This window comes from Microbacterium sp. ET2 (assembly GCF_030347395.1).
Taxonomy (GTDB): Bacteria; Actinomycetota; Actinomycetes; order Actinomycetales; family Microbacteriaceae; genus Microbacterium; species Microbacterium albipurpureum.
Window position 1 is genome coordinate 3,070,607 of record NZ_CP128170.1, and the last position, 16,961, is coordinate 3,087,567.

At 68.9% G+C, this 16,961-nt stretch carries 13 protein-coding genes; 12 read left to right on the forward strand and 1 reads right to left on the reverse strand.

Going from position 1 to position 16,961, the window contains the following annotated elements; all coding sequences use genetic code 11:
• Nucleotides 1-34 precede the first annotated feature (34 nt).
• The 5 genes from atpA (at nt 35) to QSU92_RS14880 (ending at nt 5,207) form a co-directional block, all read left to right on the forward strand.
• Nucleotides 35-1,672, forward strand: coding sequence for a F0F1 ATP synthase subunit alpha (gene atpA / locus QSU92_RS14860; protein WP_289263008.1), 1,638 nt, complete (start codon nt 35-37; stop codon nt 1,670-1,672).
• A 19-nt stretch (nt 1,673-1,691) separates the two neighbouring features.
• Nucleotides 1,692-2,588, forward strand: a complete 897-nt coding sequence (locus QSU92_RS14865) for a F0F1 ATP synthase subunit gamma (RefSeq protein WP_289263010.1) — start codon at nt 1,692-1,694, stop codon at nt 2,586-2,588.
• A gap of 23 nt (nt 2,589-2,611) precedes the next feature.
• Nucleotides 2,612-4,075, forward strand: a complete 1,464-nt coding sequence (gene atpD / locus QSU92_RS14870; protein ID WP_289263012.1) for a F0F1 ATP synthase subunit beta — start codon at nt 2,612-2,614, stop codon at nt 4,073-4,075.
• Between the two features lie 2 nt (nt 4,076-4,077).
• On the forward strand, nt 4,078-4,338 hold the full coding sequence (locus QSU92_RS14875; protein WP_124292842.1) for a F0F1 ATP synthase subunit epsilon: 261 nt from the start codon (nt 4,078-4,080) through the stop codon (nt 4,336-4,338).
• Between the two features lie 116 nt (nt 4,339-4,454).
• Nucleotides 4,455-5,207, forward strand: a complete 753-nt coding sequence (locus QSU92_RS14880; RefSeq protein ID WP_289263015.1) for a YaaA family protein — start codon at nt 4,455-4,457, stop codon at nt 5,205-5,207.
• A 6-nt stretch (nt 5,208-5,213) separates the two neighbouring features.
• Here the strand turns inward: QSU92_RS14880 and QSU92_RS14885 are convergent, their stop codons facing one another.
• Nucleotides 5,214-5,678, reverse strand: coding sequence for a DUF4282 domain-containing protein (locus QSU92_RS14885; RefSeq protein ID WP_289263017.1), 465 nt, complete (start codon nt 5,676-5,678; stop codon nt 5,214-5,216).
• Between the two features lie 167 nt (nt 5,679-5,845).
• On the opposite strand from QSU92_RS14885, the gene QSU92_RS14890 reads away from it, so the two are divergent.
• From QSU92_RS14890 to QSU92_RS14920, 7 genes are all read left to right on the forward strand, one after another.
• Complete coding sequence (locus QSU92_RS14890) at nt 5,846-6,604, forward strand: large exoprotein (RefSeq protein WP_289263019.1); 759 nt, start codon at nt 5,846-5,848, stop codon at nt 6,602-6,604.
• A gap of 69 nt (nt 6,605-6,673) precedes the next feature.
• Entirely contained in the window at nt 6,674-7,657 is a 984-nt protein-coding gene (locus QSU92_RS14895) for an aldo/keto reductase (protein WP_289263021.1), read from the forward strand.
• Nucleotides 7,658-7,776: 119 nt separating this feature from the next.
• Nucleotides 7,777-9,507, forward strand: coding sequence for an ABC transporter ATP-binding protein (locus tag QSU92_RS14900; RefSeq protein WP_289265924.1), 1,731 nt, complete (start codon nt 7,777-7,779; stop codon nt 9,505-9,507).
• The gene (locus QSU92_RS14905; protein ID WP_289263023.1) at nt 9,504-11,495 is read left to right on the forward strand and encodes an ABC transporter ATP-binding protein; all 1,992 of its coding nucleotides are present in this window, start codon (nt 9,504-9,506) and stop codon (nt 11,493-11,495) included. The genes QSU92_RS14900 and QSU92_RS14905 overlap by 4 nt, the downstream gene beginning before the upstream one ends.
• Nucleotides 11,496-11,563: 68 nt before the next feature.
• Nucleotides 11,564-12,382 carry a PP2C family protein-serine/threonine phosphatase gene (locus tag QSU92_RS14910; RefSeq protein WP_289263025.1) on the forward strand — a complete coding sequence of 273 codons (819 nt, stop codon included), beginning with the start codon at nt 11,564-11,566 and terminating at the stop codon, nt 12,380-12,382.
• A 67-nt stretch (nt 12,383-12,449) separates the two neighbouring features.
• Complete coding sequence (locus QSU92_RS14915) at nt 12,450-15,380, forward strand: FtsK/SpoIIIE domain-containing protein (protein WP_289263027.1); 2,931 nt, start codon at nt 12,450-12,452, stop codon at nt 15,378-15,380.
• Nucleotides 15,381-15,412: 32 nt separating this feature from the next.
• On the forward strand, nt 15,413-16,954 hold the full coding sequence (locus QSU92_RS14920; protein WP_289263029.1) for an APC family permease: 1,542 nt from the start codon (nt 15,413-15,415) through the stop codon (nt 16,952-16,954).
• Nucleotides 16,955-16,961 lie beyond the last annotated feature (7 nt).

Consider the following 16,961-nt stretch of genomic DNA (forward strand, 5'->3'; position numbering starts at 1 on the left):
TCGCTGGTGAGGCCCCACCGAACGAAGGAAGATCATGACAGACCTCTCTATCAGCCCCGACGTCATCCGTGACGCGCTGAAGGACTTCGTCGCGGCCTACGAACCCACCGGCGCCGCCGCGACCGAGGTCGGCACGGTCATCGACGCCGCCGACGGCATCGCGCACGTCGAGGGACTCCCCGGCGTCATGGCCAATGAGCTGGTGCTGTTCGGCGACGGCACCCAGGGCCTCGCGCTGAACCTCGACGAGCACGAGATCGGTGTCGTCGTCCTCGGCGACTTCTCCGGCATCGAAGCCGGCATGCAGGTCACCCGCACCGGCGAGGTGCTCTCAGTCCCCGTCGGCGACGGGTACCTCGGTCGCGTGGTCGACCCGCTGGGCACCCCGATCGACGGCCTCGGCGAGGTCGCGACCACCGGCCGCCGCGCCCTCGAACTCCAGGCGCCCGGTGTCATGCAGCGCAAGTCCGTGCACGAGCCGATGCAGACCGGCATCAAGGCGATCGACGCGATGATCCCGATCGGCCGCGGTCAGCGCCAGCTGATCATCGGCGACCGTCAGACCGGCAAGACCGCCATCGCGATCGACACGATCATCAACCAGAAGGCCAACTGGGAGTCCGGCGACCCGACCAAGCAGGTGCGCTGCATCTACGTCGCGATCGGCCAGAAGGGCTCGACCATCGCCGCGGTGAAGGGTGCTCTCGAGGACGCCGGTGCGATGGAGTACACCACGATCGTGGCCGCTCCCGCCTCCGACCCGGCCGGCTTCAAGTACCTCGCCCCCTACACCGGTTCGGCGATCGGTCAGCACTGGATGTACGACGGCAAGCACGTCCTCATCGTCTTCGACGACCTCACCAAGCAGGCCGAGGCCTACCGCGCGGTGTCGCTGCTGCTTCGTCGTCCGCCGGGGCGCGAGGCCTACCCCGGCGACGTCTTCTACCTGCACTCGCGTCTGCTCGAGCGTTGCGCGAAGCTCTCCGACGAGCTCGGTGCGGGGTCGATGACGGGTCTGCCTCTCATCGAGACCAAGGCCAATGACGTCTCGGCGTACATCCCCACGAACGTCATCTCGATCACCGACGGCCAGATCTTCCTGCAGTCCGACCTCTTCAACGCCAACCAGCGTCCGGCGGTCGACGTGGGCATCTCGGTCTCCCGGGTGGGTGGTGACGCGCAGGTGAAGTCGATCAAGAAGGTCTCCGGAACCCTGAAGCTCGAGCTCGCGCAGTACCGCTCGCTCGAGGCGTTCGCGATGTTCGCCTCCGACCTCGACGCCGCCTCCCGTCGCCAGCTGGCGCGCGGCGCGCGTCTGACCGAGCTGCTGAAGCAGCCGCAGTACTCGCCGTACCCGGTCGAGGAGCAGGTCGTGTCGATCTGGGCGGGCACGAACGGCAAGCTCGACTCGATCGACGTCGAGGACGTGCTGCCGTTCGAGCGGGAGCTCCTGGACTACCTGCGTCGCAACACCACCATCCTCGATCGCCTGCGCGACTCCAACGTGCTCGATGACGACACCGTCGCCGAGCTGGACAAGAAGGTCGACGAGTTCATCCTGGAGTTCCGCTCCGGGAAGGGCCAGTCGATCAACCGTCCCGGCAGCGACGAGGTCGCCGCGGCAGAGGCCGAGGACGTCAACCAGGAGAAGATCGTCAAGGGCCGTCGCTGAGCGGAACCGGTAAAGGATCATGGGCGCACAACTGAGGGTCTACAAGCAGAAGATCAACTCTGCTCAGACCACCAAGAAGATCACGAAGGCGATGGAGCTCATCGCTGCTTCGCGGATCCAGAAGGCGATGGCGCGGGTCCGCGCATCCTCGCCCTTCGCCCGCGCGGTGACCCGCGCGGTGTCCGCGGTGGCGACGCACTCCAACGTCGATCACCCCCTGACGCAGGAGCGGCCCACCATCCGCCGGTCGGCCGTCGTGATCTTCGCGTCGGACCGGGGTCTGGCGGGCGCGTTCAACTCGCAGATCCTCCGCGAGGGAATGGAACTGGCGGCGCTGCTGCGGTCCGAGGGCCGCGAGCCGGTCTTCTATCTGATCGGACGCAAGGCCGTCGGGTACTTCCAGTTCCGCCGCATCGAGGCCGCTGCGGAGTGGACGGGTGACACGGACACCCCGCAGTTCCACACCGCCGAGGAGATCTCGGCCACCCTGCTCGACGCGTACAACCGCGGCGGCGAGCAGGGCGGGGTGGATGAGATCCACCTGGTGTACAACCGGTTCGTCAGCATGATGACCCAGAGCCCCGAGACCGTGCGTCTCCTGCCGCTGGAGGTCGTCGAGGCCGAGGAGGAGTCGTCGGCCCAGGTCTACCCGCTCTACGAATTCGAGCCGGACGCCGAGACGGTTCTCGACGCGCTCCTGCCCGTCTACATCCAGAGCCGCGTCTTCAACGCCCTCCTGCAGTCCTCTGCGGCCAAGCACGCCGCGACGCAGAAGGCGATGAAGTCTGCCAGCGACAACGCCGACAAGCTCATCACCGACTACACCCGTCTGCGCAACAACGCGCGACAGGCCGAGATCACGCAGCAGATCGCCGAGATCGTCGGCGGCGCCGACGCTCTCGCGTCGGGCAAATAGACCCACACGAAAGAGAAGAAGCCATGAGCCTCACCGCTGAGAAGACGGATGCCACGACGGCCGCAGCGCCCGCCGTCGGCCGAGTCGCCCGCGTCACCGGCCCCGTCGTCGACATCGAGTTCCCCCACGATGCCATCCCCGACATCTACAACGCGCTGAAGACGACGATCGTGATCGGTGACTCGTCGACCGAGATCACCCTCGAGGTCGCCCAGCACCTCGGCGACGACCTCGTCCGCGCCATCGCGCTCAAGCCCACGGACGGCATCGTCCGCGGCCAGGAGGTGCGCGACACCGGCGAGCAGATCACCGTGCCCGTCGGCGACGTCACCAAGGGTCGGGTGTTCAACGTCACCGGTGAGGTGCTGAACGGCGAGCCGGGCGAGACCATCGAGATCACGGAGCGCTGGCCGATCCACCGCCAGGCGCCGAACTTCGACCAGCTGGAGTCGAAGACCCAGATGTTCGAGACCGGCATCAAGGTCATCGATCTGCTCACCCCGTACGTGCTGGGCGGGAAGATCGGCCTCTTCGGCGGCGCGGGTGTCGGCAAGACCGTCCTCATCCAGGAGATGATCCAGCGTGTCGCGCAGGACCACGGTGGTGTGTCGGTGTTCGCCGGCGTGGGTGAGCGCACCCGTGAGGGCAATGACCTCATCGGCGAGATGGAGGAGGCGGGCGTCTTCGACAAGACCGCCCTCGTCTTCGGCCAGATGGACGAGCCGCCGGGCACGCGTCTGCGCGTGGCCCTGTCGGCGCTGACGATGGCGGAGTACTTCCGCGACGTGCAGAAGCAGGACGTGCTGCTGTTCATCGACAACATCTTCCGCTTCACGCAGGCCGGCTCCGAGGTCTCGACGCTCCTGGGTCGCATGCCCTCCGCCGTGGGCTACCAGCCGAACCTCGCCGACGAGATGGGTGTGCTCCAGGAGCGCATCACCTCGACCCGTGGTCACTCGATCACCTCGCTCCAGGCGATCTACGTCCCTGCCGACGACTACACCGACCCGGCGCCGGCGACCACCTTCGCCCACCTCGACGCCACCACGGAGCTCTCGCGTGAGATCGCGTCGAAGGGTCTGTACCCCGCGGTCGACCCGCTGACCTCGACGAGCCGCATCCTCGACCCCCGTTACATCGGCGAGGACCACTACCGCGTCGCGACCGCCGTGAAGCAGATCCTGCAGAAGAACAAGGAGCTGCAGGAGATCATCGCGATCCTCGGTGTCGACGAGCTCTCCGAAGAGGACAAGGTCGTCGTCGCCCGCGCGCGTCGCATCCAGCAGTTCCTCTCGCAGAACACCTACATGGCGAAGAAGTTCACCGGTGTCGAGGGCTCGACGGTTCCGATCAAGGAGACCATCGAGTCGTTCGACGCCATCGTCAAGGGTGACTTCGACCACGTCGCCGAGCAGGCGTTCTTCAACGTCGGCGGCATCTCCGACGTCGAAGAGGCGTGGGCCCGTATCCAGAAGGAGAACGGCTGATCATGCCTCTCAAAGTCAGCCTGGTTTCCGCCGACGCGGAGGTCTGGTCCGGCGAGGCGTCGCTGGTGGTCGCCAAGACCGTCGAGGGAGAGATCGGCTTCATGGCCGGTCACGAGCCGGTGCTGGCGATCCTCGCCGAGGGCCAGGTGCGCATCACCCGCACCGATGGGTCCAAGATCGTCGCCAACGCCCAGGACGGCTTCCTGTCGATGGAGCGCGACGAGGTCACGGTCGTGGCAGGAAACGCCGCACTGATCTCCTGAGCGCCTGATCCTCCTCCCGCCCTCCCGCGAGAGTGCAACTGGCCGCCGAGAGCACGGGTGAACCCCGCGCCCTCGGCGGCCAGTCGCATCCTCGCCGTCCTTCATCGTGGTGCTGCATGCTGATCCTCCTCCCGCCCTCCGAGACGAAGCAGACCGGCGGGCGCCGGCGCGCGCTCGACCTCGACAGTCTCTCGCTGCCATCGCTCGGGCCGCAGCGCGAGGAGGTCCTCGCGGCGCTGACCGCGCTGTCGGATGATGCGGACGAGGCCGCGCGGGTACTGAAGCTCGGACCGCGCCAGCGCGATGAGGTCGCCGTCAACGCGCTGCTGCGCACCGCCCCGACGCTTCCCGCCGTCGACCGCTACACCGGGGTGCTCTTCGACGCGCTGGATGCTCCGAGTCTCGACGCGTCAGCGCGCCGCTGGCTCAGGACGCACGTGTTCATCCACTCCGCACCGTTCGGCCCGGTGGGCGCCCTGGATCCCATCCCCAACTACCGGTTGAAAGCGGGTGTGCGCCTACCCGGGCTCGCGGCGCCCTCCCGGCACTGGGCGGCTCCTGTCGCCACCGCCCTCGCGACCATGGCGCCGCCGTTCATCCTCGACCTGCGCTCTCACGCCTACGTCGCGCTCGGACCGGTGCCCGCCTCCGTCCCCGCCATCTCGCTGCGCGTCGTCACCGACTCCCCGGGTGGGGCGGTGCGGGCCCTCAATCACTTCAACAAGCACGCCAAGGGCGCGCTCGTCCGACGCCTCGCTGTCGAGCGTCCGCGCATCCGCAGCGTCTCCGGATTGCGGCAGTGGGCGGATGCGGCGGGGCTGCGCCTCCTCGGGGGGAGCGACTCCGCGGAGCTCGACCTGATCGTCTGACGCCGGCTATCGCCGCGTGTGGGCCGCGGTGCGCTCGGTGTTCTCCGCGATCGCGATGAGGGCGACGACGGCTTCGATGACGAAGCGGAGGGCGATCACCGCAAGGAACGAGAAGAGCGGCACCAGGATGACGGTGGCCACGATCAGCGAGATGCCCGCGCCGGGGTTGAACCAGAGGGCGCCGATGCCCTCGACGATCCCGGTCACGAGATAGACGACGAACGCGATCCCGATGGCCATGAGACCCACGACGTAGAACACCGCGGCCAAGCGTCGCGTGATGAAGGTGCGGAACGACAGGTCGAACAGGGAACGGAAGAAGCCCCGGCCGACCTCCGCGGCATCCCTGTCACCCCCGTCGGGAACGCCGGTGTCGTCGACGCCCGCGATGCCGCCGGCCGCAGGTTCGGTGGCGCGTGCCGCCTCGGCAGCGGGCTGACGGGGAAGCGGGGGAGGGGTGTCGGTGCTCATGGGTCCTCGTCCTTCGATGGCGTCTTCCCGCCACGTTACCGATCGCGACGCGCCCGACCCCGTGTTTCTGGGAATTTCCTCACAACGGCGGCGCCGCGTCGATAGCATGACCACGCGGGCAGACCATCCCGCCGTGCTTGCACGCTGGGGATAACTCTGGAGGTCTCATGGATTCTACGTACGACGGATACGGCGCAGTACTGGCCTTCTTGCTGATCCTGCTGCCGCTCCTGCTCATCTTCGCGCTTGCGGGGTATCTGATCAGTGCCTTCTTCCTGATGAGGATCTTCGAGAAGGCGGGCGTCGAGGGAAAGTGGCGGGCCTGGGTCCCGGTGTACAACACGCTGGTCCTCGCCAAGCTCGGTGACCTCTCTCCCTGGGTGATGCTGGGTGCCGTCGTCGGCTCGGCGATTCTCAGCCAGGTACCGGTCATCGGCTGGATCCTGTCTCTGGTGGCCATCGCGGTCGGCGTCATGGTCGGCTGGCGCGTCGGACTGAAGCTCGGCAAGGATTGGCCCTACCTGCTCCTCTGGCTCATTCCCGGCGTCGGAACCCTGATCTGGCTCGGCATCCTCGCGTTCTCCTCCGCCCGCTGGAACCCCAACATCCCACCGGCGCCCTGGGCGAATTCGTTCCTCAAGGACACGACGGTGTGGTCCGGCATCCCGCAGCAGCCGAGCGCGGTCGCCGCGCCCGGCTACGGCTACCCGCCGTCGGCACCCGGCGGTCCCGCCGTGCCGCCCGCCGGGTACGAGCCCGCGCCCGGTTACCAGGCGCCCCCGTCGCCGGCAGCCGCACCGCCGGCGACCCCGCCCGCGATGCCGCCGGCACCTGCCGCCGACCCGCCGTCGGCGGACCCCACCCCGCCTCCCGCCGCACCGCCGGCGAACGAGCCGCCCGCGGATCCTAACGCTCCGCGTCGGTAGCCCCTCCTCGACAGCCCCCGGCCCCAGAGCCGGGGGCTGTCGTCGCTCGGGCGCGGGTAGCGTGGAGTCATGAATGCTGTGCCGCTTCGCCGTCTCGGATCATCCGGTCTCCTCGTCTCGGCCGTCGGGCTGGGCTGCAACAACTTCGGCCGGCCGGGCACGCGCACCGAGACCATCGAGGGCACCCGCGCCGTCCTCGACGCCGCGATCGATGCGGGGGTGACGTTCCTCGACACCGCAGACATGTACGGGGGCGATCCCGGACAGTCCGAGACCCTCATGGGCGAGGCTCTCGCCGGTCGCCGAGACCAGGTCGTGCTCGCGACGAAGTTCGGTCACTCCGGTCGCGACATGGGATACGGGCTGAGCGGGGCCAAAGCGTCTCGCGCGTACATCCGGCGTGCGGTCGAAGCCTCCCTCCGCCGGCTGCAGACCGACCGGATCGACCTCTACCAGTTGCACACGCCCGACCCGGGCACCCCTATCGAAGAGACCCTCGATGCCCTCGGGGACCTCGTCCGGGAGGGGAAGGTGCGCTACATCGGGCACTCGAACCTCAGCGGCTGGCAGATCGCCGAAGCGCACTTCATCGCCGAACGCCGTGGAACCGTCCCTTTCGTGTCATCGCAGGACCATTACAGCCTGCTCGCACGCGGCGTCGAGCGGGAGCGTCTGCCCGCGGCGGAGCACTTCGGTCTGGGGTTCCTGCCGTACTTCCCGCTCCACAACGGCCTTCTCACGGGCAAGTTCTCCCGCACCGAGGCACCCTCCGACACCCGCATCATGCGGCAACGTCCTCACCTGTGGGAGGACGCGCCCTGGGACGCGCTCGAGGCATACGCATCGTTCTGCCGCGATCAGGGGATCACGATGCTCGAGGCGACCTTCGGATGGCTGCTGGCGCGATCATCGATCTCCAGCGTGATCGCGGGCGCGACGAGCCCGGAGCAGGTCCAGGCCAACGCCGCGGCGGCGACGGCGTGGACGCCCACTGTCGCAGACGTCGCCGAGATCGACGCCATCTTCCCTCTCCCGGACGACCCCGCGGCCTGAGCCGTGGAGAGCCGGTTCGCTCAGAGCGCACCGACCAAGGTGGTTGACCTGGCGCAACGGCTGTAGCGTTCACGCAGATGCGAGTGCCGCGACGGGCCCGCATCGTGGAAGGGACCCCTGTGCTCGGCAAGCTCCTCGCCCGCTACCTCCGGCCCGGCTGGCCGCTGATCATCGCCGTCGTGGTGTTCCAGCTCGCGCAGTCGATCGCGTCGCTTCTGCTGCCGACGCTCAACGCCGACATCATCGACAACGGCGTCATCACCGGCGACATCCCCTACATCTGGTCGACGGGTGCGGTGATGCTCGGGATCAGCCTCGTCCAGATCGTGTGCGCCATCGTCGCGGTGTACTTCGGCTCCCGCCTGGCGATGGGCGTCGGGCGTCAGATGCGGGCCGATCTGTTCCACCGGGTCGTCGCCTTCTCGCAGCGCGAGGTCGGTCACTTCGGCGCGGCTTCGCTCATCACCCGCAACACCAACGACGTCCAGCAGGTGCAGATGCTCGTTCAGGTGTCGGCGACACTCATGGTGTCGGCGCCGATCCTCGCCGTCGGCGGCGTGATCCTCGCCATCAGTCAGGACGTCGGTCTGTCATGGCTGATGGCGGTGTCGATCCCGGCCCTCCTCGTCATCGTCGGTCTGATCGTGTGGCGCATGGTGCCCGCCTTCACCGTCATGCAGAAGCGCATCGACCGGGTGAATCAGATCCTACGCGAGCAGCTCAGCGGCATCCGCGTCATCCGGGCCTTTGTGCGGGAGCCGCAGGAACGCACGCGCTTCTCGGTCGCGAGCGCGGAGGTGATGGCGACGGGCCTTCGCGCCGGCAACCTCATGGCGTTGATGTTCCCGGCGGTGATGCTGGTGCTGAACGTCTCCAGCGTCGCCGTGATCTGGTTCGGCGCGTTCCAGGTGCAGCAGAACGACGTGCAGATCGGCACGCTCTTCGCCTTTCTGACGTACATCATGCAGATCCTCATGGGCGTGATGATGGCGACGTTCATGTTCGTGATGATCCCCCGGGCCGCGGTCTGCGCCGACCGCATCGGCGAGGTGCTCGCCACCGACCCGTCGGTCGCGCCGCCTGCCGAGCCGGCCACTTCGCCGGCCCCCCGCGGCGCCGTGCGCTTCGACGGGGTGGCCTTCGCCTATCCCGGCGCGGCCGACCCGGTGCTCAGCGACATCTCGTTCGAGGTGGCGCCCGGAACGACGACGGCGGTCATCGGCTCGACAGGGTCGGGCAAGACCACCTTGATCGGGCTGGTCCCTCGACTCTTCGACGCCACAGCGGGTACGGTGCGGGTGGACGGAATGGATGTCCGCGACTTCGACCCCGACGAACTGTGGCGCCGGGTGGGGCTCGTCCCGCAGCGTGCGTTCCTGTTCTCGGGAACGGTCGCCTCGAACCTGCGCTACGGCGATCCGGACGCCGGCGACGCCGAGCTGTGGCGCGCCCTCGAGCTCGCGCAGGCGGCCGACTTCGTCCGGGCCATGCCGGAGCAGCTGAACGCTCCCATCGCGCAGGGCGGCACCAACGTATCCGGCGGTCAGCGGCAGCGGCTCGCCATCGCGCGGGCGCTGGTGAAGAAGCCCGGGATCTATCTCTTCGACGACGCGTTCTCCGCGCTGGATCTCGCCACCGATGCGGCGCTGCGCGACGCGTTGGACACGTACCTGCCTGACGCGACACGGATCGTGGTGGCCCAGCGCGTCTCCACCGTCCAGAGCGCCGATCAGATCATCGTGCTCGACCACGGTCGCGTGGTCGGAATCGGCACTCACGACGAGCTGGTCGAGTCCAGCCAGACCTACCGTGAGATCGTCGAGTCGCAGCTCTCGGTGGAGGCGGCATGAGCGGGCCGGGGCACGGGCGCATGCAGACGGCGCCGGTGGTGAGGGCCAAGAGCTTCGGTCCGAGCGCGCGACGACTGCTGGGCACCCTGAGTTCGGACAGACCTCGGCTGGCGCTCGTGCTCGTGCTCGGGATCCTGAGCGTGGGTCTGTCGGTGCTGGGCCCCAAACTGCTCGGCGACGCCACGAACATCGTCTTCGCCGGCTTCCTCTCCCTTCAGGCGCCGGCTGGGGCGACCAAGCAGGAGGTCGTCGACCAGCTCGTCGCCGCCGGGCAGGAGCAGCAGGCCGACCTCGTCCGCGCCGTCGACTTCACCCCCGGGGCCGGTATCGCATTCGAGGCGCTGGGCGCGGTCATCCTCGCCGTGCTCGCCGTCTACGTGTTCTCGAGCATCTTCGGCTGGCTCCAGGCGCGGCTGCTCAACGGCATCGTGCAACGGGCGATGAACCGCCTGCGGCTGCAGGTGGAGGACAAGATCCACCGCCTGCCGCTGTCGTATTTCGACCGGGTGCAGCGAGGCGAGCTGCTCAGCCGGGTGACCAACGATGTCGACAACATCGGCCAGTCGATGCAGCAGACGCTGTCGCAGGTGATCATCTCGCTGCTGACGGTCATCGGTGTGATGGTCATGATGTTCCTCATCTCGCCCCTCCTCGCGCTGATCGCCCTCGTGACCGTGCCGCTCACGCTCGTCATCACGGCCGTCGTGGCGGGCCGTTCGCAGAAGCTCTTCGCCGCGCAGTGGAAGGCGACGGGGGTTCTCAATGCGCGCGTCGAGGAGACCTTCTCCGGCCACGCGATCGTGAAGGTGTTCGGCCACCAGCGCGAAGTGGAGGCCGACTTCCTGGCCGAGAACGAGGAGGTGTATCGCGCCAGCTTCGGCGCGCAGTTCCTCTCCGGGATCATCCAGCCCGCGATGATGTTCGTCGGAAACCTGGTCTACGTCGCCATCGCCGTCGTGGGCGGCATCCAGGTGGCATCCGGTCTTCTTTCCATCGGCAGCGTGCAGGCCTTCATCCAGTACTCGAGGCAGTTCACCCAGCCACTTGCTCAGCTCGGCTCGATGGCCAATCTGCTGCAGTCGGGCGTCGCCAGCGCAGAGCGCGTGTTCGAGCTGCTCGACCGGGCCGAGCAGACTCCTGACGCGGAGCCCGCCGAGACCGCTCCGGCGTCGGCGAAGCGGCTGGCGTTCGAGGACGTGTCGTTCCGCTACAGCGCCGACACGCCGCTCATCGACGGCCTCGACCTCACCGTCGAACCAGGCAGCACGATCGCCATCGTCGGTCCGACCGGGGCGGGCAAGACCACGCTGGTGAACCTGATCATGCGCTTCTACGACGTCGACTCGGGCCGTATCGCACTCGACGGCGTCGACACCCGTCGGATGACCCGTGACGACCTCCGCTCCCGTACCGGCATGGTCCTCCAGGACACCTGGCTGTTCGCCGGCAGCATCCGTGAGAACATCGCCTACGGGCGCCCCGACGCCGACGACGCCGCGATCCTCGACGCGGCGCGGGCCGCGTACGTCGACCGGTTCGTCCACGCTCTGCCGGACGGCTACGACACCGTGCTCGACGATGAGGCGGGGAACCTGAGCGTGGGTGAGCGCCAGCTCATCACTATCGCCCGCGCGTTCCTCGCCGATCCGCGCATCCTCATCCTCGATGAGGCGACCTCGTCGGTCGACACCCGCACCGAGCTCCTGATCCAGCGGGCGATGTCGCAGCTGCGGCAGGACCGCACGGCGTTCGTCATCGCCCACCGGCTCTCCACCATCCGCGACGCCGACCTCATCCTCGTGATGGAGGACGGCCGGATCGTCGAGCAGGGGACGCACGAGGAGCTTCTCGCGGCCGGCGGTGCCTACCGGCGTCTGTCCGATGCGCAGTTCCGCGCAGCCGTGACCGATGCCGAGGACGACGAATCGGATGCCGCGGACGCGGCGGGGGAGTCCGCGGGGCCTTCCCGCGTGTCCACTAGGATGTGAAGACGCCACCGCCGGCGATCGTGCCGATCCGGTGGCGAATGCGAGCCGATGTGGGGAGAGGAGAGCAGGTGCCTGAGATCTCCTCCGGAGACCGCGTGATCGAACTCCCGGATGCCACGCTGTCGTTGCGCTGGGCCGCCACCACGCACACCGGACGGCGACGCGAGGTGAATCAGGACGCCGTGCTCGCCTCGTTCCCCCTCTTCGCCGTCGCCGACGGCATGGGCGGTCACATCGGGGGCGAGATCGCCAGCGCCAGCACCGTCGATCGGCTGCGCGCGGTTGTGGAGACCGGACCGGTGAGCGCGAAGACGATCGAGAAGGCGCTGGGTCGTGCCGTGAAGGACATCGCCTCGCACCCCGAGACGACCGACGACGGCACCGGCACGACTCTCACAGGCGTCTATCTGGATCCGACGACCGAACCGGCCACGTGGGTCACGCTCAACATCGGCGACTCCCGGGTCTACGTGCTCCGCGACGACGACGTCGTACAGGTCACCACCGATCACTCGGTCGTGCAGGAGCTCATTTCCTCGGGGCGTCTCAGCCCCGAAGAGGCCGAGAACCACCCCTACGGCAACGTCATCACCCGCGCGGTCGGACCGAGCGAGAGTGTGACACCCGACTACGTGCGCCTCGACATCGTCGACGGCGACAGATTCGTGGTGTGCTCCGACGGGCTCACCAAGGAGCTGACTGATTTCGGCATCCGTCATTTCCTCGCAGAGCACGACGATCCCGCCGGTGCCGTGGGAGCGATGCTCGACGCGGCGCTCGAGAACGGCGGTCGCGACAACATCACGATCATCGTCGTCAACGTCTCCCTGCGCGAGAAGACCGCGGGCGCGGCAGCCGGCGTCGATTCCTCCACAGCCTCGGCCTGAGAGGGAGTTCTCCACCGATCGACCGTGACGTGGGTCGTCATGTGTGCTCGGTGTCCAGGGTGGGTGGGTGTCGTCGTTCACTCCACGTCCTCCGGCTCTCCCGCCGACATCGTCACCGAAGGCGCGATCGTCACGCCGCCTCGAGGCGGCCGACGGCGAGGATCCCTTCGCATCCACCCTCCCCGACGACCCGGCACCCGACGACCTGCTCCACCTCGAGGACGGGTGGGAGCCTCCGCCCCGGCCTCCGCTGCCCATCGTCGCCTCGACGGTCCCGATCCTCGGGGCCGGTGCGCTGTGGCTCGTGACCGGATCCGTCCTCGCGCTGTGGCTCGCAGCCCTCGGGCCCCTCATCGCCATCGCGTCGATCGCCGACGCCGCCCGCACCGCCCGTCGGGACCGGCGTGAGGCCGAGCGGGTGGCCGCGCGGACGCGGGCGGACGTGACGCGTGCGGTGACGTCCCGTCACCGGAGGGAGCGCGAGCGGTGGTGGGGTGTGCACCCCGATGTCGCACGGCTCGTGGGATCCGACGTCGAGGTCTGGCGAACACATCGTGCCCGCGGCGACACCGTCGTCGTCGGCCGCGGACGCATCCCGAGCGCCGTTCGGGTCACCGGCGGACGGGGTGACCCGCGTGCCGGCGAGCTGCGCCGCCGCGCCGCGGTCCTCGAGGATGCTCCCATCGCGGTGCCGCTGGACGCCGGAATCGCCGTCATCGGACCGCCGCTGGTCAGTGCGGCCGTCGCTCGGGCTCTGGCGCTGCAGGCCTGTCTGCTGCATCCGCCCGGGTCGTTCTCTGTGCTGCCGTCGGCATCCGACGACGAGGATTGGCTCGCGAGGCTGCCGCATCGCCGGATCGCCGCCGGGCGCACTCTCGCGCTCCGAGCCGGGGGAGCGGATGCCTCCGACACGGCCGATATCCGCATCGTCCGCGTCGGTCCGGGGGAACCACCGCCGCCCGGGTGCGCGGTCGTGCTCCGTGTCGACGATCCCGACCAGGCGCAGGCCGACATCGGGGGCCAGACGTATGAGATCAGGCCTGAAGCGGTCGGGCGCGCGCAGGCGGCGTCGATCGCAGATGATCTGGCCCAGCGTGCCGCGCGCTCGTTCGGAGACCTGGGCGGGGACGACCGCACTGTCCGGCTGGCCGACCTCCTCGCCGATGACGGCTGGTCGCCCGTCGCCGACGGTGGACTGGCGGCCACGATCGGACGCGATCGCGGCCCGGTGTCGGTGGACCTCGTGGAAGACGGTCCTCACGCCGTCGTCACCGGCATGACGGGGTCGGGCAAGAGCGAGCTCCTCGTCACCTGGGTGCTGGCCCTGTGCGCCCGCTACTCCACCCGCCAGGTCACCTTTCTCCTCGCCGATTTCAAAGGCGGCACCGCGTTCCAGCGCCTCGCGGACCTCCCGCACGTCACCGGCGTCCTCACCGACTTGGACCCCGGAGGTGCCCGCCGGGCGATCGAGAGCCTCCGGGCCGAGATACGGTGGCGGGAATCCGAGCTCGCTCGCACCGGCGCCCGTGACATCCGGGATGACCGCGCCGAGCTGCCGCGGCTCGTCGTGGTCGTCGACGAATTCGCTGCGCTCCTCGCCGAACATCCCGAACTGCAGGCGCTGTTCACCGACCTCGCCGCCCGCGGAAGGGCGCTGGGGATGCACCTCATCCTCGGCACCCAGCGCACGACGGGCGTGATCCGCGAGGGCCTGTGGGCGAACCTGCCGCTGCGATTGAGCCTGCGGGTCGCCGACGCCGCCGACAGCCGAGCCGTGCTGGGGACGGATGACGCGGCGGGTCCGGTGTCGTCGGGAACCGAGCGCGGCACCGCGTGGCTTCGCCGGAGCGTCGATGCCGCGCCCCGGCGATTCCGGGTGGCACTCGCCGGAGCCGACGAGGTCGCCTCCGTCCGCCACGCCGCCCAGGGACCGGCACCGCGACGCTCCTGGCTGCCGGCACTGCCGGTGCGTGTCGACCTGGCCGATCTGCGGGTGCCGGCCGCGGAGGACGGGTCGGCGGCGCCCCTGATCCTCGGGCTGCTCGATGAACCCGAACAGCAGCGGCAGCGGCCGGCGTTGCTCGAGCGCCGCACCGCAGGAGTGGTGTTCCTCGGACGAAGCGGCAGCGGCCGGTCGACCGCGTTGCAGACCCTCGGCGCTCAGCGCGCGGATTCCGCGACGTGGGTGCCGGCCGATCCGGAAGCGGCGTGGGATCTCGTGGCCGACCTCGTCCGCGCTCCGCGTTCGGTGCCACGCTCTCCGCGGCTCATCCTGGTCGACGACGTCGATGCGCTGGTCGGACGCTATCCGATGGACTACGCCGGCCAGTTCGTACAGCGGCTCGAGGATCTTCTCCGCGGCGCCGGGGGTGAGGGCGCCGTCGTGGCACTCACCGCGCAGCGGCTGACCGGCGGGGTGGCGCGCCTGGTCGATCTGGTCCCGCGGCGCGTCCTGCTCGCCACCGCCTCACGTGCCGATCATGTCGCACTCGGCGGCGACCCGGCCGGGTGGGAGGCCCATGCGGTACCGGGGCGCGGCACGATGGACGGCATCGCCGTGCAGGTGGCCACGGCGTGGGACGCCGCGGTCCCGCGCCCGGCCGATCCGCCCGCGATCTGGCGCCCTCGAGAGCTCACCGGGTTCGTGACGCGGCGCTCGCCGCAGGCGCGCGCGGCGCTTCGCACCTGGGAGGAGGCGGGGGCCGCACTGATCGACCTCGACGCCTTCGACGCCGGAGTGGAGCGCGGCAGTCGGACCGGGCGCGTCGTGGTCGTCGGCGAACCTGATGAGTGGCAGCGGCACTGGCGGACCCTCGGGCTGATCCGGTCTGACCACGACCTGGTCGTCGACGCCGCCTGCGGGCCGGAGTATCGGATGCTGACGGCCGACCGCGACCTTCCTCCGTACTGCCTGACCGGACGCGGCCGAGCCTGGCTGCGCCACGCGGGTGGCGAGCCCCGCCGCATCCTTCTTCCCGACGTACCCGCGCATGCTTGACCGCCGTCAGCCGCTGGCCATAACGTCAGCGCATGGCAACCTCCCCTGTGACCCTGGGCCGACCCGAAGGCAAGGGCCTCGCAGCGGGGACGCTGGGGCTCTGGGGCTCGACCGTGATCGGTCTGGCATCGACGGCACCGGTGTACTCGCTGGTCGCAACCCTCGGATTCGTGGTCCTCGCCGTCGGCGCCCAGGCGCCGATCGCGTTCATCATCGCCTTCGTGCCGATGCTGTTCATCGCCTTCGCCTACCGCGAGCTCAACAATGCCGTGCCCGACTGCGGCACGACATTCACCTGGAGCACGAAGGCCTTCGGCCCCTGGGTCGGGTGGCTCGGCGGGTGGGGAGTGGCCGTGGCGGGCACGATCGTTCTCGCCAATCTCGCCCAGATCGCCGGCATCTACTTCTGGGCACTCTTCGGAGACGGCTCGTTGGCCGAGAACGTGCCGCTGGTCACCGCCACCGGTGTTCTCTTCATCGCCCTGATGACCTGGGTGAGCTGGCGGGGGGTGGAGATCGGCGAACGGATCCAGAACGTCCTCCTCGCCATCCAGTACCTCCTCCTGGCGGTCTTCATCGTCGCCGCGCTCTGGCATTTCTTCACCGGCACCGCCCCGAACCCCACGCCGTTCGACCTGGCCTGGTTCAACCCGCTCGGCTTCACCGATTGGAGCGCGTTCACCGAGGCCATCCTCCTGGCGATCTTCATCTACTGGGGGTGGGACACCTGCCTCGCGCTGAACGAGGAGACCAAGGACCCCAAGCGCATCCCGGGTCGGGCGGCGCTCCTGACCACCCTCATCCTCGTCTTCACCTACGTCGGCGTCACCGTCGCGGCGATGATGTACGCCGGTCTGGGCTCCACGGGCGTGGGCCTGGGCAACGAGGCCAACGCCGACGACATCTTCCTGGCGCTCAAGGACGACCTGCTCGGTCCTCTCGCCCCGCTGCTCCTGATCGCGGTGCTCATCTCCGCCGTGTCGTCGACGCAGACGACGATCCTCCCCACCGCGCGTGGCACCCTGTCGATGGCGGTGTACAAGGCACTGCCGCAGCGGTTTCGCACGGTGCACCCCGTATACAAGACCCCTTCGTTCTCCACGATCGTCATGGGCATCGTCGCGAGCCTGTACTACATCGGGATGACGCTCATCAGCGACAACATCCTGCAGGACTCGATCCTGTCGCTCGGCCTCGCGATCGCCTTCTACTACGCGTTGACCGGATATGCCTGCGTCTGGTATTTCCGACGCGACCTGTTCACCTCGGCGCGGAACCTCGTCTACCGCGGCATCCTGCCGTTGCTCGGCGCGCTGATGCTGAGCTACGCGTTCATCCAGTCCGCGATCGACATGTACGACGTCGACTACGGATACACCGTCCTGCTGGGTGTGGGCGGCACCTTCGTCGTCGGCGTCGGTTCGTTGGCGATCGGCGTCGTGCTGATGTTCATCTGGTACGCGTTCCCCGCGTCCAAGCCCTTCTTCCGCGGTGAGCGACTCAACCGTGACACTCCGGTGCTCGTGCCCGATGAGGGGGCCTATCAGCGGTCGGTGGACGGCGGGCTCAGCTGATCGTGCT

What these genes read in the sequence shown, in the direction of transcription:
- atpA (WP_289263008.1), top strand. Translation starts at nt 35, where the DNA reads ATGACAGACCTCTCTATCAGCCCCGACGTCATCCGTGACGCGCTGAAG.
- QSU92_RS14865 (WP_289263010.1), top strand. Translation starts at nt 1,692, where the DNA reads ATGGGCGCACAACTGAGGGTCTACAAGCAGAAGATCAACTCTGCTCAG.
- atpD (WP_289263012.1), top strand. Translation starts at nt 2,612, where the DNA reads ATGAGCCTCACCGCTGAGAAGACGGATGCCACGACGGCCGCAGCGCCC.
- QSU92_RS14875 (WP_124292842.1), top strand. Translation starts at nt 4,078, where the DNA reads ATGCCTCTCAAAGTCAGCCTGGTTTCCGCCGACGCGGAGGTCTGGTCC.
- QSU92_RS14880 (WP_289263015.1), top strand. Translation starts at nt 4,455, where the DNA reads ATGCTGATCCTCCTCCCGCCCTCCGAGACGAAGCAGACCGGCGGGCGC.
- QSU92_RS14885 (WP_289263017.1), bottom strand. Translation starts at nt 5,678, where the DNA reads ATGAGCACCGACACCCCTCCCCCGCTTCCCCGTCAGCCCGCTGCCGAG.
- QSU92_RS14890 (WP_289263019.1), top strand. Translation starts at nt 5,846, where the DNA reads ATGGATTCTACGTACGACGGATACGGCGCAGTACTGGCCTTCTTGCTG.
- QSU92_RS14895 (WP_289263021.1), top strand. Translation starts at nt 6,674, where the DNA reads ATGAATGCTGTGCCGCTTCGCCGTCTCGGATCATCCGGTCTCCTCGTC.
- QSU92_RS14905 (WP_289263023.1), top strand. Translation starts at nt 9,504, where the DNA reads ATGAGCGGGCCGGGGCACGGGCGCATGCAGACGGCGCCGGTGGTGAGG.
- QSU92_RS14920 (WP_289263029.1), top strand. Translation starts at nt 15,413, where the DNA reads ATGGCAACCTCCCCTGTGACCCTGGGCCGACCCGAAGGCAAGGGCCTC.